Origin of the sequence: Pontibacter virosus, from assembly GCF_003096355.1 — a bacterium.
Taxonomy (GTDB): domain Bacteria; phylum Bacteroidota; class Bacteroidia; order Cytophagales; family Hymenobacteraceae; genus Pontibacter; species Pontibacter virosus.
The window spans coordinates 278,351-299,114 of sequence record NZ_QEKI01000003.1; the positions used below are offsets into that span (position 1 = coordinate 278,351).

Genomic DNA, 20,764 nt, shown 5'->3' on the forward strand with positions numbered 1-20,764 from the left:
GCTTTGGCTTGAACTCCCGGGTTAAGGGCACCTCAGTTACAACCAGGTTTCTTAACAGAAACAGAATTATAGGTGAGTTTGCACATGTTTTACTATATCATAACGGCTCTGGCCTCAAAGGGACAATTCCCTCCGTTGATAATCAGCTTCAATCTTACAGAAACGCTTATTTAGCAGGTTTCAAACAGCATTGAATCAGTACGCTTTAAAAATATTTTCAGCTCTAATTTTTTGTTTGTAAGTAATATATCAGATATTAGCCAGCAGAAATGAACACGACAGCTCAACATATCTCCTATTTTAGCTATTACTATTTTACTTTATGTAAATAAGGGTGGCGATGCTATAGGTTGACAAACAGCTATAAATCAGAGGCCTCCCGATCGGAGGCTTTTTTTTATGTAAATACATGACAGCGAAACGGGACAGCTACCATACTTTTTACTATTACTACTTCTATCGCAAGAAGCAGGCGGGACATGTATGGTAAAAAGCAAGCTTTGTTTTTCACTCACAAAGAGTCCCCATCCGGCGGACTCTTTTTTTATTTAAAGCAATTCAAAAGCATCTAAAACAAGCAGATGATAAACATAGCAAACAGATACGGGAATGTGCAGGAGTATTACTTCTCCCATAAGCTGCGGGAGGTCGCCCAGCTTAACGCAGCCGGTAGGAGCATTATCAACCTGGGTATAGGCAGTCCCGACATGGCTCCGCCACAAGAGGCGGTCGAGGCGCTTTGCGCTGCCGCCCAGCAAGACAGCGGACATGGCTACCAGAACTACAAAGGAACACCGGCACTCCGGCAAGCCTTTAGTGACTGGTATGCCAACTTCTATGCGGTCACCCTGGACCCGGAAACAGAGGTGCTGCCGCTGATGGGTTCAAAGGAGGGCATCACCTACATTTCCAACGCCTACCTCAATGAAGGGGATGAGGTGCTCGTGCCCAATCCGGGTTATCCGGCCTATGCCGCTGCAACCAGGGTGGCAGGTGGTGTGGTGCGGCACTATGACTTGCGGGAAGAGTCGGGCTGGTTGCCTGATCTGGAGGACTTGCATCGGCAGGACCTGCGCAAGGTGAAGCTTATGTGGGTGAACTACCCGCATATGCCTACCGGGGCAAAGGCATCCAAAGCAGCCCTGTCGCAACTGGTGGACTTTGCGGAGCGCAACGACATTCTGCTTTGCCACGACAATCCCTACAGTTTTATCCTCAACGACAAACCTGAAAGCATTTTATCGGTCAAGGGTGTTTCGGAGCATGTGCTGGAACTGAACTCTTTGAGTAAATCCCATAACATGGCTGGTTGGCGTGTCGGTATGCTGGCAGGGCATAGCAAGCATATTTCCAATGTGCTGATCGCAAAGAGCAACGTCGACTCAGGTATGTTCCTGGGTATACAGCAGGCCGCCATTGAGGCTTTGAAACAGCCCCAGGAGTGGTATGACAAACTGAATGCGCGCTATGCTGAACGAAGGACTTTTGCCTGGCAACTGTTAGACGCGCTCGATTGCACTTACAGCACCGAGCAGGTGGGTTTGTTTGTGTGGGGGCGCACGCGTGGGGATGTAGCTGTGGGGCAGTTGGTGGATGAACTCCTCTACGAAGCGGGTGTCTTTATCACGCCCGGTTTCATTTTCGGATCAAACGGGGACCGATACATCCGGGTATCGCTGTGTGCTGACACAGATCAGTTGCAGACAGCTCTGGAAAGAATAAAAGCATTTAAGAAAACTAAAATCAAATTAACATGATCGTAGGTATAGTAGGCATCGGATTGATAGGGGGCTCCATGGCCCTGGACCTCAGGCAACGTGGTTTTGCGACCAAAATAATCGGATCAGACAATAACCCGGAGCATATCCGGATAGCAAAAAGTACCGGCATCCTGCAGGAAGAGGGCAGCTTGGAGGAGCTGGCCGGCAGCTGTGAGCTGATCATCGTCGCGACGCCGGTAGATGTATCTTCGGACATCGTGCTGGCCCTTTTAGACCAGATTAAGGACGGTACCGTTGTGCTGGACGTGGGCTCTACGAAAGAGCATATCTGCAAGGCAGTCGCGAGCCACCCCCGCAGAAAGCAATTTGTGGCCTGCCACCCGATTGCAGGAACTGAAAATACCGGTCCGGGAGCGGCACACCACAAGCTCTTCGACCAAAAAGTGAATATCATCTGCAACGCGGAGGCTTCAGGTATAGCAGAAGTCCGAAAAGCTGAGGCCGTATTTGAAGCGCTGAAAATGCAAACGGTGCACATGGAGGCGCGCGAACATGACCGGCACATCGCCTTTGTTTCGCATTTATCCCACATCTCTTCCTTTGCCCTTGGCCTGACGGTGCTGAAGATCGAAAAAGACGAGAAAAGCATCTTCAACATGGCCGGCAGCGGTTTTGCGTCTACCGTGCGACTGGCGAAAAGCTCTCCGGATATGTGGGCGCCTATCTTTAAGCAGAATGCCGGTCATGTATCAGCGGCACTGGATGCTTACATCGAGCAACTGCTCCTCTTCAAAGAATCGATTGACGAGGGACTCAGCTCCGAAACCTATGACATGATCTCGACTTCCAACCAGATCAGCCGCATACTCGATGGCATCGAACTCAAGAACCGACAGAAACCTTTTGCTCCACCACTTACCGGGAAAGACAAGTTGGAGATTGCCCCGATCAACACATGGCTTCCTGACCTGCAAAGGCCCCTGGTGATCAGTGGTCCGTGCAGCGCCGAAACAGAGGAGCAGGTAATTAAAACCTGCCAACAGCTGGCTGCAACAGGCAAGGTGGACGTGCTGCGGGCCGGCATCTGGAAACCGCGCACAAGGCCCAATAACTTTGAAGGTATAGGCACCGTCGGTTTGGAGTGGCTGCGAAAAGCCAAAGAGGCGACAGGGATGAAGATAGCAGTGGAGGTAGCCAATAAGCAGCATGTGGAAGAAGCCCTGAAGTATGGCGTAGACATTCTTTGGATCGGGGCACGCACCACGGTCAACCCCTTCTCGGTGCAGGAAATCGCGGATGCACTACAAGGTATAGATGTGCCGGTTTTGGTGAAGAACCCGATCAACGCCGACCTGGAATTGTGGATCGGGGCGCTGGAGCGTTTGAGCGGGGCAGGTATAACCAAGCTGGGCGCCATTCACCGCGGTTTTGCCAAGTATGGCGAGACAAAGTTCCGCAATGCACCGCAGTGGCAACTGCCCATCGAGCTGAAAAGAAGAATGCCTGACCTGCCCATGATCTGCGACCCGAGCCATATCTGCGGCAACCGGGAGCTGCTGGCTGAAATTTCGCAGCAGGCGATGGACCTGAACTATACCGGCCTGATGCTGGAAAGCCACATTGATCCGGACAAGGCGTGGAGCGACGCCAAGCAGCAGGTGACGCCTGATAGGTTAGCAGAGATAATAGACGGGCTGGTGCTCCGGAACGGCTATAATGGTAAAGTGGGGGTGGACGACACCTTGCATGAGCTTCGCAGCCAGGTAGATCAGTTCGATAGTGAGCTGTTTACCCTGCTGTCACAAAGGATGCAGGTGGTGGAGAGCATCGGCCAGTACAAGAAGGAAAACAGGCTGACTATCTTACAAGCATCCAGGTGGAACGACGTATTGGAGCAATCCTTTAAGCGGGGAGAGAAACTGGGCCTTAGCAGGGATTTCATTGAAAAATATCTGAAAGCCGTGCACCAGGAATCCATCAACCACCAAAGCGCAATCATGAATGCGCAGTAGGAAACAATACTGGCCGTGCTACCTAATTTGTCATTCTGTAAAGAATCTTGGTTGAAGTAAAGGGGGCTTACCCCCGGGTGGTTAAGCCTATACTATTTGCTACCAGGATCCTTACAGGATGACAAAAGAGGAGACTATGAAGCAAAAAAAAGGGATCCAAGCGACTTGTTAGCGACTCAATCCCATTTTTGCATTTGAGAAGGTATGTTACTTGATCAAGCCAACACCCACCGTCGAATTTGTCCCCTCGTCGATGAGGATGAAAGCACCATTTGCTCTGTTTTCAGCGAAAGAGTCGTAAAAGACTTCTTTTGCTGTTTTCAGCTGCACGTCGGCGATCTCGTTTAGCTTCAACTCGCTGACTGTACTGTCAGCACCAAGCGTCACTACTTCTATCAGGTTGGAGAGTGCGCTGACTTTGGCTCTGGAAGTGTTGACCCCATGCTGCAGCAGGTATGTACTGCCGGCCCGGAGCGGCTTTTTGTCCATCCAGCAGATAGTGGCCTCCAACTGTCGGCTTTGCTGCGGCAACTGGCTAAGAGGCACGATCATGTCGCCCCGGCTGATGTCCACGTCGTCCTGCAGCATTACGTTTACAGACTCTTTGGCTTGCGCTGCCTCTATCTCACGGCCAAACTTCTCGATGCGGGCGATGGTGGTTTCCTGTCCGCTTGGCAGCACCACTACCCGTTCGCCCTTGCGCAACAGGCCGCTGGCTACCTTGCCTGCATAGGCTCTGTAGTCATGAAATTCCTCTGACTTAGGTCGCACCACGTACTGCACCGGAAAACGGCTCGGTTCCTCTGACAGGTGCTGCTCCAAAGGTATAGCCTCCAGCAAACTTAGCAGTGGCGCGTCGTTATACCAAGGCATATGTGCCGACTGATGCACCAGGTTTTCGCCGTAGAGCGAGGACACAGGTATAAAGCTGATCTCCTGTCCCGGAAAACGCACCTTTTCGGCGAAGTCCATGAACGCGTTCTTTATTTCCTCGAATGTTGTCTGGTCGTAATCCACCAGGTCCATCTTGTTCACGCACACCACCACATTCGGTATACGCAGCAGACAGGAGATGTAAAAGTGCCGGAAGGTCTGCTCTACAACACCGTTGCGGGCATCTACCAAAATCATGGAAACATTGGCATTGGAAGCGCCCGTCACCATGTTGCGGGTATACTCAAAGTGCCCCGGCGTGTCGGCTATGATGAACTTTCGTTTGGGAGTAGAGAAGTAGATGTGCGCTACATCGATCGTTATACCCTGCTCGCGCTCTGCTATCAATCCGTCGGTGAGCAGCGACAGGTCCACGTAGTCGAGGCCTTTCTTTTTGCTGCTCGCCATGATGGCTTCCAGCTTATCGGTGGTGATCGAGTTGGTCTCGAAAAGGAGCCGGCCGATCAGGGTGCTTTTCCCATCGTCCACACTTCCTGCGGTTGCTATTTTTAGAACGTCCATACCTTAAAAATATCCTGCTTGCTTTCTTTTTTCCATGGCCGCCTCGGAACGCTTATCGTCTATGCGGGCGCCTCTTTCGGATACTGTGGCGCTCAGTATTTCCGCGATGATGTCTTCTATCACAATGGCCGTAGACTCCACGGCGGCGGTGCAAGTCATATCACCAACGGTTCGGAAGCGCACCATGCGGGTGCTCACGGGCTCGTCCTCCGAAACCATCATGAAGCTGGAGTAGGGAAGAATCTGTCCGTCGCGCTCAAAAGTCTCGCGCTCGTGCGAGTAGTAGATGCTGGGTATAGCCAGCTGTTCTTCCCGGATGTAATTCCACACATCCAGCTCCGTCCAGTTGCTGATCGGGAACACGCGCACATTCTCGCCCAGACTGATTCTGCCGTTCAGCATATCGAACAGCTCCGGGCGCTGCTTCTTGGCGTCCCATTGGCCAAAGTCGTTTCTGACTGAGAAGATCCGTTCTTTGGCACGGGCTTTTTCTTCGTCCCGGCGGGCGCCGCCAATGCAGGCGTCGAAGCCAAACTCTTCGATGGCATCCAGCAATGTGACGGTTTGCAGCACGTTGCGGCTGGCGTATTTCCCGGTTTCTTCTACCACCTTCTGCTGGTCGATGCTGTCCTGCACGTAGCGCACGATCAGTTCCAGACCTAGCTCTTCTACCAGTTCATCCCTGAATCGGATGGTCTCTTCGAAATTGTGGCCCGTGTCGACGTGCAGCAGAGGGAAAGGAATTTTGGCCGGGTAGAAGGCTTTCTGAGCGAGCCTTACCAGCGTGATGGAGTCTTTTCCGCCGGAGAACAGGAGGACCGGTTTTTCAAACTGTGCGGCCACCTCCCGCAGGATGTAAATGGCCTCGTCTTCCAGTTCTCTGGGGAATGCCGTGTTGTGAGTAGCCATATTAATTTTTTTGGTTGAAATAATTTGCATGAAGTCCGCACTCTTTCTGGGTTTGTTCCCACCACCACCTGCCAGCACGCGGTTCTTCGCCTGGCTGTATGGCTCGTGTACAGGGGGCACAACCGATGCTGACAAATCCCTGGTCGTGCAGCTTGTTGTAAGGGACATCGTGCTCCTGCAGGTAGGTGATCATCTCGTCGAAAGACCAGTTGATGATCGGGTTGAATTTGATGACCTTGAAAGTCTCGTCCCACTCCAGCAGGTTGAAACTGCTTCGGTTGGCACTTTGGCCTGATCGCAGTCCGGTTACCCAGACAGCCACCCCTTGCAGCGCTCTTGTCAGAGGAAGTACCTTGCGGACATGGCAGCAGGCTTTCCGGCTCTCAACTGAGTCGTAAAAACCGTTTATGCCATCGCTGGCGACGTAAGCCTCTACATCGCTGGCCTGTGGAAAGAAGGGCTCTATTTTGCTTTGATATTTTTGCTCTGTTTCACTCCAGAGGGTGTAGGTTTCCTGGAACAGTCGACCGGTGTCGAGCGAGAAAATCCTGATGGGAAGCTTGCTGGAGAAGATGGCGTGTGTGATGACCTGGTCTTCCTGGCCTAGCGCTGTCGAGAAAGCGAGGCTGCCGGGGAATCGGTTTGCCATCCGGGCCAGTGCTTCGGAGAGCGACGAGTCCGCCAGTTCCTCAAGCAGGGACGGAATCTGATCTTTCAAGTTCATGGGCGTGGTTTTTAATGGTGAATCTTTCCCAGATTCGTTCGTGCACGTAGTAGAGCAGTATTTTGCTGAAAACCTCAATCGAACCGATCGAAAAAGCCATTTTCAGCTCGCCGGTGATGAAGTAAGAAATGACGATGGTATCCAGGGTACCCAGGACGCGCCAGGAAAAAGCCTTGGCGACACTCTTGAATTTACTGTCCTTCTTGGGACCCTGCTTCCTGTTAAAAGTCTTTCGGAGATATTGGTCTAATAGCATAGCGCTGCTTTGAGCACTAAAACTACATAAAACCTACAAACTAAGTAGGGTATTAGGTCAAAAAAAATCTTAAATTTTCTATGTCTAATATTTAAGAGGTTGTTTGTCAGTAGTTTTTGCAATTAGATCGGAGAGGGTTTTATTCTCTACAACTGCTAAAGTCTGATCCCTTACCTGGCACATGATGATGTGCATGTTGCAAGTGGCCTCGTCAGCGCAGTCGGAGCATTTCTCATAATAGTTCAGGCTCACACAAGGGAGCCAGGCAATCGGGCCGTTAAGCAATCGGATGATTTTGGCCAGTGTAATTTCTTCTGGTTTTTTGATAAGGTAATAGCCCCCACCTTTGCCTTTTTTGCTGCCCAGTATACCTGCTTTTTTCAATTCAAGCAGGATGTTTTCGAGAAATTTATGCGAGATATTCTTACTCGATGCGATTTCCTGGATAAGCACAGCTCTCTTATCCTGGTTTTCGGCCAGATAGGTGAGGGCATGAAACGCATACTTTGTCTTCTTCGATAGCATGTACCGTACTTTTATAAAATGCCTGGAGCGATCTGTAGGTATAGATCAGGTTGTGTTACAAAATTAAGAAGTATTTCCACAAGGTGCTGTTTTAACAGGAGATAAAGTAAGGGACTATAAGAAGCTGTATTCCCTTTACGCTGGTGTAGCCTATACCTGTTATACTGCTGACTTAACACAACTCAATTCTCAGTTTCCGTAACAGGTATAGTAATGTTTGGATTTCAGGATATACCGAAGTTTTTGCTGGCCTTCTTTCTTGTGCTGCCGGTAATTTCCTTTCTGCACGAGGCAGGCCATGTGTTTTTCGCCTGGTTGATGGGTGGCAAAAACATTAAAGTAACCGTTGGTACCGGCGATGTGATGTTTCGTGTAGGTATGCTGGAAGTACGGAAGTACTACTTCTGGTATGGCCTCTGTTCTTTTGATAACCTGAAGCGCAACCAGCGCTTCTCCAACATCCTCATCTTTTCGGGTGGCGTGCTCTTTAATGCGCTGTCAGCCTTTGTAGTGATGTACCTGGTGGAAGCTGGTGCCGTGGAGGCGGGCATGCTCACTTACCAGTTCACCTACTTCTCCATGTACTACATCTTCTTTGCACTGCTGCCAATGCCATATCCTGACGGTAACTACAGCGATGGCAAGTTCATACTTGACCTGATCCGAAACCGACCTTTAGCTGAAAATGTCTACCGCATTAACTGGGAAGAGGAAAAAGGGCAGTGGCAGGTGCTGGATAACGACAAGACTATAGTAGCTTCCTTCCACGAGGAGGAGGAAGCACTAGCCCGGGCACACGAACTAGCGCAAAGCAATCGCCCGAGCCGGCTGGTTAACACAAAAAATGGCAAAGAGGTTGAGGTTTTCAACTACCCCAGGGTACCTCTATAAATACTATACTATACCTGTTACTTCCTGATTGCTTCTTCCGCATACACCAGCCACAATGGCACATTAATGTCTGAGTTGTAAATTTCAGTTGGCACGCTTCCCAAGTTCAGCATAGGCAGCGGATTGTTGCCTCTGAGGCCCAGCACCAGCAGGTCGTGGCGGCCTTTCTCCAGTTGAAGGGCGATGCGCTCGCCTATGCTCTTGTTGGCCGCACGCACCAGGGTATAAGGCACCCCGGCAATTTCCTGGTGACGCTTCTGCAGGTCAGCGAATTTCCCCTTTACTACTTCCGTTGCTTTCCCAACAGCCTCCTCTTCCGATATGAGTGGGAAAAACTGTGTCGGGAGCCGGTATACGTGCATGATCTCCAGCTGCAGGCTTAATTGGTCCGCCAGCTCTTTGCTGAGACGGAGTGCGTGTACCGAGGTATCAGAAAAGTCAATCGGCACAAGGACTTTACGAATGTTGAAGCTGGCCGTTTCGGGAAAAACCAGCACGCTGCAGGGAAGTATGCGCAACAACTTTGTACCAAGGGCACCGGTACCTTTGTCGCTCATTTTCTTTCCCAGAAGTGTCAGCTTTATCCCATATCGTTTCACCAAGTCAGCCAATATCACCTCGGTGTTGGGCTCCTCGCTTACCAGTATTTCGTAGTCGGTTGTATTGCCAAATTGTTCCGCAACTATGTCGGCGATGTTGCCTTCTACCTCTTTGCTCAGGTCCACATCCCCGATCATCTCCCGGAAGTCGTCGCCCAACTCAGAGAGCCTGACGTTGTGCACGAAGTATACTTTCCGGACCTGCAGGCGCTCACAGAGGGAGCGGGAGAAGGCAACCAGTTTATCGTCTACGTCGCTCAGGTCGAGGCAGACCATCATGGCATCTATCGTGATCATAGCGTGTCAGGGTTTGGTGATACTGAATTATCTTGTCTGGTCTCATTTGTTTTGGCGGCTTGTTTCTGCGAACGCCTGGCCAGCATTTCGGCCACCAGTTGTTGGTACGCCTTACGCTGCTGAGTCTTTCCGAGTCTTGTTTCTTCCTCGGCCTCCTCACTCAGGCCCCGGTATAGGCTGAAGCACATCAACAAAAGGATGATGGAAAAGGGCAGGCCCGTGATGATAACGGCTGTCTGAAGCGCCTGTAAGCCTCCGCCGATCAAAAGTACCGCCGCGATAGCCCCACCTGCCAACGCCCAGAAAACGCGTATGCCAACCGGTGGGTTAAGTTTGCCGCCAGATGTAAGGCTAACCACTACCAGCGAACCTGAGTCGGAGGAGGTGACAAAGAAGCCGGCTATAAGTATAATGCCTATCACGGAAAGGATCGTTGAGAAAGGCAGTTGCTCGAAGAACACGAATAAAGCGGTAGATATGTCGGCTGCCACAGCCTCGGCTATGGTAGGGTCGCCGTTCAGAATTTCGCGCAGGGCAGTGCTGCCGAAGGCTGTCATCCACAAGAAGCAAAGTAGCGAGGGGGCAATGAGTACGCCCAATATAAATTCCTTTATTGTTCTGCCTTTGGAGACCCGCGCTATGAAAATGCCTACAAACGGAGCCCAGGAAATCCACCACGCCCAGTAGAAGACTGTCCACGAACCTTGCCAGTTCCGGGTGGAATAGGCCTCATTCCAGAACGAGAGCTGCATGAAGTTGCCGATGTAAGAGCCGGTGTTCTGCACGTAGGAACCAAGTATAAATACAGTAGGCCCCAGCACCAGAACGGCGACTAGTATGAATAACGCAACCCGGATGTTCCACTCGCTCAGGATGCGCACTCCTTTATCTACCCCGGATACCACCGAAATGGTGGCAATACCGGTAATTACTGCAATAAGGATGATCTGGGTGGTGATATTGTTCGCAACGGCAGGAAACACGTGGTTTAGCCCGGCAGCCACCTGTTGCACACCCAGCCCCAGCGAAGTTGCCAGACCGAAAAGCGTTGCGATCACAGCCAGAATATCGATCACATGCCCTACCACGCCATGGATGCGCTCTCCCAGGAATGGATAAAAGGCCGAGCGTACGGTGAGGGGTAGGTGTCGGTTGTAGGTAAAGTAAGCCAGCGCCAATGCTACCAGTGCATAAATGGCCCAGGCATGCAGCCCCCAATGCAGGAACGTGAAGTTCATGGCCTGCCGGGCAGCGGCAGGTGTGCCGGGCTCACCGAGGGGAGGCGTCTGGAAGTGATTGATTGGCTCGGCGATGCTCCAGAATAGCAGACCAATGCCCATACCGGCGCTGAACAGCATCGAAAACCAAGCCGAGGTAGTAAATTCCGGCTTGGCGTCCCTGCCACCCAATCTTATTTTACCAAACCGGCTGAAGGCCATGTACAGGCAGTACGCCACAAAGATGTTGACACTGAGTATGAAGAGCCATCCCATGCTAGAGGTAATGGCTGCCTGGGTATCGCTGAAGAACTCCTCTGCGTCCTTTCTGAAAATAAGCACAAGGGCTATGCTTACCACCAGGAACACGATAGATGTCCAGAACACGGGTCCGTTTACGTCCAGTCCAAACGATTTCTTGGTACCATTACTTCCAACTTTACTCATGTATTCTATTTTTTTTAAGGTTAGAAATAGTATCCCATGTTAATGTTAAAGCGCATGTGCCATTTGGTATCACCTGGCGTGCCTGCGGCAAGGGCGTTCGTCCACTCGGGACCTAGCCAGGGGTGATTAAAGCCGAAAGCGGCATCAGAATAGATGTACATAGGACCAACAGTAAAGAGAGCGCCCATTACGTTCATATGTGCGTTTTCGTATCCGCTTATACGTTTATGGTAAAAGCCATAGTTGTTGTAAATGTCTATACTTTGTACGAGCCGGGTATTCAAAGGAATGTGGTAGGCAATACCTGCCGTATAGATTTCTCCTTTGTTGGCCACGTTATAGTTAGCGCCGTATGCGCCCATTTCTAAGAAGTGCGGATCAGTTCCGGAGGCATACTTTGGGTAAAATCGGTAGAGCATGGCCTGCAGTTTGATGTTCCAGGGACTTTGGTAGGGCTTGTGTTCGTAGTGGATGGCCCCGGCATAGCGGGTGCCGTTACGCTCGGTGTCGAGGTTGTAGAGCAGTCCGCCCTGCAGCGAAAAGCCCAGTTCGTGAGCCAGGCTGTCACCAAGTCGGCGGATTACCTTAAAGTCGAGCTGGTTATTTTCTTTGTTACGCCCGGTAACATCGTAGGAATAGCGGTTGGGGCTAGGATCTGTGAGAGCAAATACAAACTCCTCTGCGCTTTTGTAATAAGCCGCCTGCCATTGCCAGCGGCCGGAGTCGTGTATGTACTTGACACCCATGTCGTGGTCATCCTCGAAACCGACGTAATAAGTGACGTTGAAGAACCAGTTGTTGGAATTGTATTGCTGGATACCGAAAGGCACCTGGTTCAGCCCGACCTGCAGCTGTGATCTATCATCGAAGTCGTACTGAAACCAGCCCTGCTTGAGAAAGGAGCCGCCAAAGGCTTGTGAGTAGTGCCGAAATTCGGCGTTTAGCTTGATGCCTTTATACTCGGCCTCGGCATTGATGCGGAACATATCAAAGCCGAAATCACCGCCCCGTTCCAACTGGTCCACTTTCCAGGTGGAGAGGTTATAGTTAAAACGCACGGCACCGCCCAGCTTCAGATAAGACTTCTCCTCAGGTTTCTCTTCCGGGTATTGTGCGTGACACACCGTACTGAACAGGAGGAGAACGGAGAGAAAGAATATTGTCTGCATAGGCGTCGCACCGGGAATCTAATCAATCCTTCTTGTTGGACGGCTGCAAAGCGGAAATGTTACTTATGCCAGGGAAAGTTCACATTGTCAGATTGTTGAGGTACGGCATAATGTGGTGCTAGTATGCGTTTGGCTACCTTTCAAGTACCACTTCTTCCATTTTCGTCACTACTAAGCCATCTTTCTTGTCTTCCTCTACTTTCACGAGAATGGTGCTGTTTCCGGAAAAGCTTACCGTATAAGGTACTTTATTTGGGTGGTCCTGGCCGATGAAGAGCTTTCCACCGTCCATCCAAACCGGCAGTGTTACTTGGTGCTGTCCCTGGCCATCGACGATGATGAGTTTATTGTTTTCTGTGAACTCGTACGTCTTTTCACCTCTGTCGTAGCGTTCCTGTTCCCGTTCAGTTTCCTGGTTCGCGATTTTCTCCGTGTCAGTTTTGGATATTACGTTCCATTTGCCCAGCAGTCTGTCGTCCAAAGGGTTCTGCCCTGATTCATCTTTGCCCTTGCAGGACACAGACAGGAGACACATTAGCAGAATCAGCGGGAGTGTGAGATTTCTTATTAGCATAAGTGTTTGTTTAGAGTTAAGTATAAAATATTAATGAAAGCATAGAGGGGGTATCCGGTGTAGGGGCTATACCTGCCAGTACAGATTTTCGGAAAATGGCAAGCCAATGACTTAATCCCCGAAGGGAGTAAGTGCAACTGGTCAATGAATCTGGTTATAAATAAATTCAAACAAGGTATAGGCGGGCTATTCCCGTGTCCGCTCGGTACCTATACCTGCAGCGTGGTTAGTTTCCCCTGTAAGTGGCGTAACCATAAGGTGACAGGGTGATGGGAACGTGGTAGTGATCGTTGTCTTTGATCTGGAAAACCACCTCAATGAAAGGGTAGAAGCTTTCCGTTTTTTTGTTTTTGAAATAATCAGCCACTAAAAAGCGAAGTCTGTAAATGCCTTTGTTTGAATTTTTGGTACTGAGGAATTCCTTGATGCGCCCATTTTCATCAGTGATCTTCTCATCTACCTGCTTCCATACCTGGGTCTTTTCATCTAATTTCTCCAGCTTAACCGGAACACCTTTGGCTGGCATGCCCGTAGCAACATCCAAAATATGACTCGATAACTGGTAGGTGGTGGTCTGGGCAGAAGCAACGTTTGCTGCCAGCACAAACAAGAGTGCTAAAACTAAATTTCTCATGGTGTATGTATTGATTTAATGTATAAGTATGGCTGCGTTTTGCACGGCCGCAGCTGTTGCAATGTTGTGATCATTTTCAGGTCCACCACCGCCGGCTATACCTATGCCCCCAATAACTTGTCCTTTGTACCAGATGGGGCAGCCACCTCCCAGTAGCAGTAACTCCGGAAGGTTGGCCAGGTTTTGGGTATCGGGATTCGCGCTAGCGTTACGTGCCAGCTGCAGGGTAGGCGTTTTCGTGGAAAGCGCGGTATAGGCCTTTCTTCTTGCCGCTTCGGTGTTGTGGGGCCCTACGCCATTGCCGCGAGCCAGTATGATTATTTGTCCTGAGGCGTCCAGCACGGCAACACTCACCTCTTTGTTCAAAGATTTGGCAGCTGCCTGCGCCCGGTTTGTCAGTTCCAGGGCTGCCTCCAGTGTGAGCTGTTGTGTTTCAGCGGTATATGTTGGCTGCGCTTGATAGTGGCTGCCTGCTGGTGTATGGCTTTCGGGTTTACTGGTTTGTGCCGAAGAGAGCAGCGGAAGGAAAAGAAGTATAAGCAGTTGTAGTTTATAAAGCATCGTTGTCTTTTTTACAAAACTACCGGTGCTCCGGGTGTAAAGCATTGCCCTAGGTCAACGTTTTCAGAGTTTGGCTTTTACTCTGCTTAAGGTGGAAGGGGAGAGGCCCAGGTAAGAGGCTGCCATTTTGTTGGAAACGCGCAACAGAAAATCAGGTTGATGCTGGATGACCCACTGTACTTTTTCCAGTGCATCAAACCCTTGAAAACCGTAAATGCGCTTCTGGGCAGTGATAAAACCCAGCTCCAGGATCTGCCGGTAGATGAATGCGAATTGGGGCAAAGTGTCAACCAACTGATAGAAGTTCTTTCTGGAGATCCTGAGCAGCTCGGACCTTTCGATGGTCTGCATGTATTCGCGGGCGGGCGTCTGTTCAATCAAGCTGGGCAGGGCAGTTCCGAATCCTCCTTCGAAAGCGAAGAACCTGGTTGTTTCAATCCCTTCTTTGTTGATGGTAAAGAGCCGGATGCAGCCTTTGTTTACAAAGTAATAGTGCTGGCATACGTCGCTATAACGCAGCAGAAGTTCGTTGCGCTTCGTTTTCACCTGCTCAAAGTGGGAGCAGATCAATTTCAGGGAGGCATCGCTGATACTTGTTCTGCTTTTAATATAAGCTTCTAGAAGGCTATACATGGTGTTGGCGGGAGTTCTTCGGTCTGGGAGTATGCGTGACTAAGTTGTGTATTCAGGCTTTACCTTGGGATAAACCGATAACCGGCTTAATGGTTATAAAAAGTTTTGAGTAGACCTACTAAAGGTGCGTTTTCTACAAGGTCGATTAGGCATATAAGTGATATCAAAAGTACCCTGGAATTTGAATGCCTTAATAATACCACATCAAAACTGTTTCTATTTATCAAATTGATAGGTCTCTGTTATGTTATGGTACAAGCGCTGCATTCGCTGTGTGGTAATTTTGCAGTATCATTTAGCTTAATAACATAGAAACATTATGAGTAAGAAAGCATTGCTTGTCATAGACATACAGAACGACTATTTTGAAAACGGAGCATGGGAACTGGAAGGACCGGTAGAAGCGAGTTTAAATACACGTAAGGTCATCGATCACTTCAGAAAGAATGATCTGCCGATAGCACATATCCAGCATTTTGCAGCCGATGTTAACATGCCTTTCTTTCAGCCAGATACAACGGGCGTAGAGATCCATGAAAATGTAAAACCACTGGAAGGCGAAAAGCTTGTTCAAAAGTATTACCCTAATAGCTTCAGAGACACCGACTTATTGGACTATCTGAAAGCCAATGACGTGACGGAAGTGGTGGTGACAGGTATGATGACGCACATGTGTGTGGATGCTACGACTAGAGCTGCAAAAGACTTCGGATTTGAGTGTACGGTTATAGGTGATGCCTGTGCTTCACGCGATCAGGAGATCAACGGAAAAGTAGTGCGAGCAGCTGACGTTCATCATGCCTTTTTAGGTGCTCTTTCATTCTTCTACGCCACAGTTCAGAATGCAGACAAATTCGTGGCTGCTTAATTCCAAGAGTCATTAAAAGTAAAAAAACCTCCTGCCATTAATTTGGCAGGAGGTTTTTTCTTAAGGCATCTGGTACGCATCGGCGATTAGTTCGGCTGAGCGGATTATACCCTTCGGTGCGTGTCCCAAATTCACAACCATCAGTTCGTCTGCTCCCGATCGTTTCTGTATTTCATCCAGGCTCTTGGCAACTGTTTCACCTGTGCCGTAGTACATTCTGTGTCTCCAGCCTTCCATGATCTGTCTTTCCTGCGCCGAGTAGGGGTATTTGGCAAGATCTTCAGGAGAAGGCATCAAATAAGATAGTCCCTGCATCATGCGCATCATGCTGTGCGCAAAACTCTCGGTTTGCAACAGTGCTTCTTTTTCAGTCTCGGCAGCATAAACACCAAAGCATGCCAGGGTATGTGGTTTGTCGAGCACTTCCGAAGGCTGGAAATTCTTTCTGTACAGGTCAAATGCCATCAGCAGGTTTTCAGGAGCCAACTGGGCTGCAAAAGCAAATGGCAATCCCCTTTTTCCTGCCAATTGGGCCGAATAACCCGAAGATCCCAGCAACCACACGGATGGGCGGTTCAAGGAACGTGGTATCCCGTTTTGACGATCCTGCCCTAGACCTGGAACTGCCCATACCTTATCTTTGTAGGGGTCATCTTCAGGAAAGTCGTCATCCAAAAAGTGGAACAATTCCTCCAGTTGTTCGGTGTAATTTTCTGCTCCGATAGCAAGGCCTCTTCGCAGCGCTGTAGCTGTATAGCTATCAGTTCCTGGGGCACGCCCAATTCCAAGGTCTATCCTGCCTGGGGCCATCGCCTCCAGCATCCCAAACTGCTCTGCAACTACTAGCGGCGGAAAGTTTGGCAGCATCATTCCGCCTGCACCAAGACGAATCTGCTTGGTTTCTCCGATTAACCGGGAGAGCATGACAGCTGGTGAAGTAACGGAAATGGCCGGCATGGAATGATGCTCCGCTACCCAATAGCGGGCGAATCCCCGGCGGTCAGCAAGTTTTGCCAGCTCGATACTGTTTTGTAAAGTTTCTATGGCAGAATAGCCTTGTCCTGTTACGGCAAAATCGAGCAGCGACAATGGGACAGGGGCATTTCCTTTTTTGGTTAATGGTTGTAATGCGGTTTTTTTATCTTCTTTTGGTGTCTTATTATCCGTCATATCTTTTGTCAATTCTTATAGCATCAATAAATCTGTTGCAAAATTACCCATGCAGAAGAATTGAGCTTGTATCAGGAATGTCCTGAATACTACCATTTTGATAAGGCCTTTACCGAACCGCAGTTAATTTAATCTAACCCGTAGCTGCATTCCTTTTAGACCAATCCGTATCTGAAGAAGGATGTCAACAGTTACAACCAAGGGACAAAGGAATGAATAGGAGAGAGGTGCATGGATTGGAAAGTGTTCATTTTTTGTACATTGCATGATAGGATAACCTTGGGATCAAGGTATAGGCTCTCTTGGTTGTAGCATTTTTTTAAAACAGAATCTGCTATTTTAAAGCTAAGGTTGAGCAGTGTTAAGCGTATGGAAACCCTTAAGTTTTTAAAGACGGAATGTGGAGTAGAGGTGCTCCTGAACGTACTGCACTTTACGAGTGCTGACAGCGACTATTTAAGGAAAGTACCGTTTAATACTGATTTTTTTGAGGTCGTTTTCTTTAAAAAAGCCAAGGGCAGACTCTTTCTGAATGATCACCAGATCGAATTGACTGGCAACAGCGTTGTCTTCCTATCTCCATACCAGAAAAGGCAGTGGCATTTCGAAGAGGGCAAACAGGATTTTACCATACTTCTTTTCCAGGAGGATTTTCTGAACGATTTCTTTGCTGATAAGCTGTTTGCATACCGCTTGCTATATTTCTACCAGCTGGACTATCCGTTGAAAATGGAGGTCAGAAAAGAAACTGTACAAAGCTTCTGCACGCTGCTAACCGAGATTAAATCAGAACTTGTGCATCCCAAGGCCGACAGCGGACACATCATACGGTCCCTGCTCTATTATATTCTGCAGAAGCTGAACAGGGAATATGCAGTAGTTAACCAACTGAAAATGGAAAGGGACAATGACCATTATGCTTTTCAATTCAAGCGGTTGGTTGAACTAAATATAAAGCAAAAACAGCGGGTAAGCGACTATGCCGATCTGCTGGGAATCACGCGTGTTTCTCTCAATAGAGCAGTAAAGGAACAGTTCAATGTAACGGCCAAACACCTGCTCAAGCAAAGACTGCTGCTTGAAATAAAGAACTACCTTTTTCATTCAAAGCTTACCCTCAGTGAGATTGCCTATGAGCTTAACTTTCCCGAGCCCAATCACCTGATGCGTTTTTTCAAAGCCCAGACCGGGATGACTGCAGGAGAATTTCTACAGTCAAATGGTCAAGAAGCCTCTTTATAACTGTAACCTTTCCTGAAGGCCAGCCACAAAAAAAAGAGCCGCTTCAGTTTTACCTGAAGCGGCGTTTGTAGTCCGTAGGGGAATCGAACCCCTGTTGCCAGAATGAAAATCTGGAGTCCTAACCCCTAGACGAACGGACCATTCTGTCGTATTGTGATGCAAATATAGGGGGTAGCTTTTATTTTGCAAACGGTGCTGACACTTTTTAATGAACAAAAAGCCCATTTCTGGCTAACTGGTTCATTTATAACCACTAAATTTTGTTCCTTTTCGCCAGATCAGGTACTCAACTGAGGTTCCAATTCGAAATATGCCTCTAAATTAAGCTGGCCAACTGCCGGGGCAACACAGTCTACTTTGCTTACAGCTGTCATAAAAGCGAGTTTATCATACAGGCTCCTGCTTAGCAGGCGCACAAATGGCAGTAGTGTATCCACGTAGTCGAAGGGAATCTCCGCCACACGCCCTGAATAACCTGCCGCATCACAAACCAATTGCGCCAGCTCCTGTCGGGTGTAGGTAACAGGCCCACCCAAATCGAGCGACTGGCTGGGATTTCCGATACAGGAAATGGCGATGCGCGCTACGTCACCATCATATATCGGGTTGGTGAGTTTATCGCCCTGACCGAGTTGCCCGATGTGGCCTCTGCGAGCCATGGCAGACATTTCTTCGAACACTGAGAATAAAGCAACCGGTTTCAGAATGGTGTAGGTAAGTGAGCTGCGGCGCAGCGCTTTTTCAAAATCGGCATGCGCCTTGAAATAAGCCAACCGTGGAAACTGACCTGCTCCGTAAGCAGATACATAAATGAACTGCTTCACGCCAGCCTTTTCGGCCTCTTTCAGTAAATGTAGATTAGCTTCATAATTTACATCATGAAAAGAACCGCTTCCTTTATGACGGAGACTTAAATTCTTCCCAAGAGCCGAAATCACGACGTCGACGCCCGCGCAGCAGCCTTCCAATGATTGCGGTTTCGTTGCATCTGCGAGCACAAGCTCTTCCGGATCCGGGAAAAGCGACTGTGCCTTTTTTAAATTGCGCGCCAGTACACGCACTTCAAACCCCTGCTGTTTTAGCTCCCAGAAAATATGCCTCCCCAGGTGCCCCGTAGCGCCGGCCAGTAGAACTTTAGTCATAATGAAGGGCTGTTAAATTTGCGTTAATCCATATACGTGATAAATGTTTAATTTGCAGTGTATTAAAGGAAAAATACAATGCTCCACTACGCGATTCCTATAGCTTTGTTCAAAAATTCCTATCTTCGGATAAACTTTATACTGGTGGACGCATGCATTAGCCCACTATTATCTGAAAGATCAATATGATGCACTTAAGTAAGTTTAGCAATGCCTTGGTGCTCGCTGCTATTTGCCTGGGATTGTCGGCCTGTGTCCCGCTGGAGCAACAGGGTTACGCCACTACGGGCAGTTCAGCACAACAGCCGGTTCGATACGAAGACTTTGTGTACGACACCAGTATACGCTCGGTGCAGTGCTACCGGGGCACAGGAGGTCCTGAAGCCGTGCTGGAGCCCGCCGTTATCTCCATAGGGCAGGAGCAGCCCATTCTGCTGGAGTTTGACCGCCTGAATGCCGGTCCGCAGCGTCTAGTGGCCAAACTTGTGCATTGTAACGCCGATTGGACCCCTTCCGGTCTGAATGATGCGCAGTATCTGAACGACTTCAACGAGTTCTTTATTACAGACGTGCAGAACTCGATCAACACCCGGGTGCCTTATGTGCACTACCGTTTTCGGGTGCCGCGTGTGAAGCTCAGCGGAAATTATGTGTTGCAGGTTAGTGAGGAGGGAGGCAATCTGCTGCTGACAAGGCGTATACTGGTGTACCAAAACTTAGTAGCGGTAACTGCCAAACTAGGTGCACCAACCGGTCCTGAAGGCAGGGCCGCCCGTCAGCCGGTCGAGTTCAATGTATTTTACAAAGACTACGCACTGGTGAATCCGGCGCAGGAGGTAAAAGCGGTGATGCGCCAGAACCACCGCTGGGACAATGCCAAGGTATACCCGAAACCTGCCTTTGTGCGTGACGATCAGCGCCGTCTGGAGTATGTGTTCTTCGAAGCAAAGGATCACTTTCTGGGTTTGAGCGAGTTTCGCGCGTTTGATTCACGCAGTATTCGTTTCAAAGGGCTGGGTATAGAGCAGATCAACCTGGAAGCCTCTCCTGTGCATATACTGCTGCAGCCGGAGCGTATACGGGCGGGAGCAGCCTACAGCCAGGATCCTGACGCAGACGGCAAAATGTTGTTTGGCAACAGGGAGTATGGCAACTCTATTGTGAATGCGGACTACACCTGGGTTGATTTTGAATTGAAGACGGGAGAGGAGCAGGGCGAAGTGTATATTCAAGGTGGCTTGAATGATTGGCAGTTAAACGACGAAAGCCGAATGCGCTATGACCAGGAGCAGCAAGCCTACAGAGGCAGGCTGTTGCTAAAGCAGGGGTACTATAATTATTACTATGCGCTGAAGTCAGCTAAAGGCCAGCCTGCCGATGCCAGCTATTTTGAGGGAAGTCACTTTGCCACTGGCAATACTTATGATATCCTGATCTACTACCGCCCACCGGGCTCTCGTGCTGATCTATTGATCGGATATGAGGAGATATTGTTCAACAACAGGTAAAGCTGCTGTATAAATACCCAGTTATGGGTATTTCGTAAACCATAAAGCTGCTATACCTTTGAGTATGGCAATAAACTGATATGATCTGAAGTTAGTCTACTATAAGCCCGTCTTTTGTGATTAACTTCAGTGACTATCAGCCTTCCTTGGATTGGCTATACTATTTTGTAATCAGAAATCGGTTTGTTCTTATAGTTTAAGTTTAGAGTT

Annotated in this window: 20 protein-coding genes and 1 tRNA gene; 6 read left to right on the forward strand and 15 right to left on the reverse strand. The window is 49.2% G+C overall.

What is annotated here, in order from left to right:
* Nucleotides 1–581: 581 nt before the first annotated feature.
* A complete protein-coding gene (locus tag C8E01_RS06415) occupies nt 582–1,757 on the forward strand; it encodes a pyridoxal phosphate-dependent aminotransferase (RefSeq protein WP_116542529.1) in 1,176 nt (391 codons plus the stop codon).
* Complete coding sequence (locus C8E01_RS22100) at nt 1,754–3,733, forward strand: prephenate dehydrogenase (RefSeq protein WP_116542530.1); 1,980 nt, start codon at nt 1,754–1,756, stop codon at nt 3,731–3,733. Before C8E01_RS06415 ends, C8E01_RS22100 begins: the two co-directional genes overlap by 4 nt.
* Nucleotides 3,734–3,940: 207 nt before the next feature.
* Here C8E01_RS22100 and C8E01_RS06425 read toward each other — a convergent pair whose 3' ends face one another.
* The 5 genes from C8E01_RS06425 to C8E01_RS06445 all read right to left on the reverse strand — a co-directional run bounded on the left by C8E01_RS06425 (nt 3,941) and on the right by C8E01_RS06445 (nt 7,602).
* On the reverse strand, nt 3,941–5,188 hold the full coding sequence (locus C8E01_RS06425; RefSeq protein ID WP_116542531.1) for a sulfate adenylyltransferase subunit 1: 1,248 nt from the start codon (nt 5,186–5,188) through the stop codon (nt 3,941–3,943).
* A gap of 3 nt (nt 5,189–5,191) precedes the next feature.
* Nucleotides 5,192–6,097 carry a sulfate adenylyltransferase subunit CysD gene (gene cysD, locus C8E01_RS06430; protein WP_116542532.1) on the reverse strand — a complete coding sequence of 302 codons (906 nt, stop codon included), beginning with the start codon at nt 6,095–6,097 and terminating at the stop codon, nt 5,192–5,194.
* Between the two features lies 1 nt (nt 6,098).
* Entirely contained in the window at nt 6,099–6,821 is a 723-nt protein-coding gene (locus C8E01_RS06435; RefSeq protein ID WP_116542533.1) for a phosphoadenylyl-sulfate reductase, read from the reverse strand.
* Nucleotides 6,787–7,077: a DUF2061 domain-containing protein gene (locus tag C8E01_RS06440; protein WP_116542534.1), complete on the reverse strand. Its 291-nt coding sequence runs from the start codon at nt 7,075–7,077 to the stop codon at nt 6,787–6,789. Before C8E01_RS06440 ends, C8E01_RS06435 begins: the two co-directional genes overlap by 35 nt.
* 84 nt (nt 7,078–7,161) lie before the next feature.
* Nucleotides 7,162–7,602 (reverse strand): RrF2 family transcriptional regulator, encoded by a 441-nt coding sequence (locus C8E01_RS06445; RefSeq protein WP_116542535.1) that lies wholly within the window; start codon nt 7,600–7,602, stop codon nt 7,162–7,164.
* A gap of 213 nt (nt 7,603–7,815) precedes the next feature.
* On the opposite strand from C8E01_RS06445, the gene C8E01_RS06450 reads away from it, so the two are divergent.
* Complete coding sequence (locus C8E01_RS06450) at nt 7,816–8,493, forward strand: site-2 protease family protein (RefSeq protein WP_116542536.1); 678 nt, start codon at nt 7,816–7,818, stop codon at nt 8,491–8,493.
* 17 nt (nt 8,494–8,510) lie between these two features.
* On the opposite strand, the gene C8E01_RS06455 is transcribed toward C8E01_RS06450, so the two are convergent.
* The 7 genes from C8E01_RS06455 to C8E01_RS06485 form a co-directional block, all read right to left on the reverse strand.
* The gene (locus C8E01_RS06455) at nt 8,511–9,389 is read right to left on the reverse strand and encodes a universal stress protein (RefSeq protein ID WP_116542537.1); all 879 of its coding nucleotides are present in this window, start codon (nt 9,387–9,389) and stop codon (nt 8,511–8,513) included.
* On the reverse strand, nt 9,386–11,053 hold the full coding sequence (locus tag C8E01_RS06460; RefSeq protein ID WP_116542538.1) for a BCCT family transporter: 1,668 nt from the start codon (nt 11,051–11,053) through the stop codon (nt 9,386–9,388). Before C8E01_RS06460 ends, C8E01_RS06455 begins: the two co-directional genes overlap by 4 nt.
* A gap of 20 nt (nt 11,054–11,073) precedes the next feature.
* Nucleotides 11,074–12,222, reverse strand: a complete 1,149-nt coding sequence (locus tag C8E01_RS06465) for a hypothetical protein (RefSeq protein WP_165820579.1) — start codon at nt 12,220–12,222, stop codon at nt 11,074–11,076.
* Nucleotides 12,223–12,355: 133 nt separating this feature from the next.
* The gene (locus tag C8E01_RS06470; protein ID WP_133242734.1) at nt 12,356–12,796 is read right to left on the reverse strand and encodes a hypothetical protein; all 441 of its coding nucleotides are present in this window, start codon (nt 12,794–12,796) and stop codon (nt 12,356–12,358) included.
* A 226-nt stretch (nt 12,797–13,022) separates the two neighbouring features.
* Complete coding sequence (gene uraH, locus C8E01_RS06475) at nt 13,023–13,430, reverse strand: hydroxyisourate hydrolase (RefSeq protein ID WP_116542540.1); 408 nt, start codon at nt 13,428–13,430, stop codon at nt 13,023–13,025.
* Nucleotides 13,431–13,445: 15 nt separating this feature from the next.
* The gene (locus C8E01_RS06480) at nt 13,446–13,991 is read right to left on the reverse strand and encodes a heme-binding protein (protein ID WP_116542688.1); all 546 of its coding nucleotides are present in this window, start codon (nt 13,989–13,991) and stop codon (nt 13,446–13,448) included.
* Nucleotides 13,992–14,054: 63 nt separating this feature from the next.
* On the reverse strand, nt 14,055–14,624 hold the full coding sequence (locus C8E01_RS06485; protein WP_116542541.1) for a Crp/Fnr family transcriptional regulator: 570 nt from the start codon (nt 14,622–14,624) through the stop codon (nt 14,055–14,057).
* A gap of 334 nt (nt 14,625–14,958) precedes the next feature.
* Between C8E01_RS06485 and C8E01_RS06490 the strand changes: the two genes are divergently transcribed.
* Nucleotides 14,959–15,492 carry a cysteine hydrolase family protein gene (locus C8E01_RS06490; protein ID WP_207774873.1) on the forward strand — a complete coding sequence of 178 codons (534 nt, stop codon included), beginning with the start codon at nt 14,959–14,961 and terminating at the stop codon, nt 15,490–15,492.
* A gap of 60 nt (nt 15,493–15,552) precedes the next feature.
* Here the strand turns inward: C8E01_RS06490 and C8E01_RS06495 are convergent, their stop codons facing one another.
* Nucleotides 15,553–16,662 (reverse strand): LLM class flavin-dependent oxidoreductase, encoded by a 1,110-nt coding sequence (locus C8E01_RS06495; protein WP_116542543.1) that lies wholly within the window; start codon nt 16,660–16,662, stop codon nt 15,553–15,555.
* Between the two features lie 369 nt (nt 16,663–17,031).
* Here C8E01_RS06495 and C8E01_RS06500 point away from each other — a divergent pair, with 369 nt between their 5' ends.
* Nucleotides 17,032–17,904 (forward strand): helix-turn-helix domain-containing protein, encoded by an 873-nt coding sequence (locus C8E01_RS06500; RefSeq protein WP_116542544.1) that lies wholly within the window; start codon nt 17,032–17,034, stop codon nt 17,902–17,904.
* Between the two features lie 68 nt (nt 17,905–17,972).
* On the opposite strand, the gene C8E01_RS06505 is transcribed toward C8E01_RS06500, so the two are convergent.
* Both C8E01_RS06505 and C8E01_RS06510 read right to left on the reverse strand, forming a co-directional pair.
* Nucleotides 17,973–18,044 (reverse strand) — tRNA-Glu (locus tag C8E01_RS06505).
* A gap of 138 nt (nt 18,045–18,182) precedes the next feature.
* Nucleotides 18,183–19,046: an SDR family oxidoreductase gene (locus C8E01_RS06510; protein WP_116542545.1), complete on the reverse strand. Its 864-nt coding sequence runs from the start codon at nt 19,044–19,046 to the stop codon at nt 18,183–18,185.
* Nucleotides 19,047–19,231: 185 nt separating this feature from the next.
* Here C8E01_RS06510 and C8E01_RS06515 point away from each other — a divergent pair, with 185 nt between their 5' ends.
* A complete protein-coding gene (locus C8E01_RS06515) occupies nt 19,232–20,554 on the forward strand; it encodes a type IX secretion system plug protein (protein ID WP_116542546.1) in 1,323 nt (440 codons plus the stop codon).
* Nucleotides 20,555–20,764 lie beyond the last annotated feature (210 nt).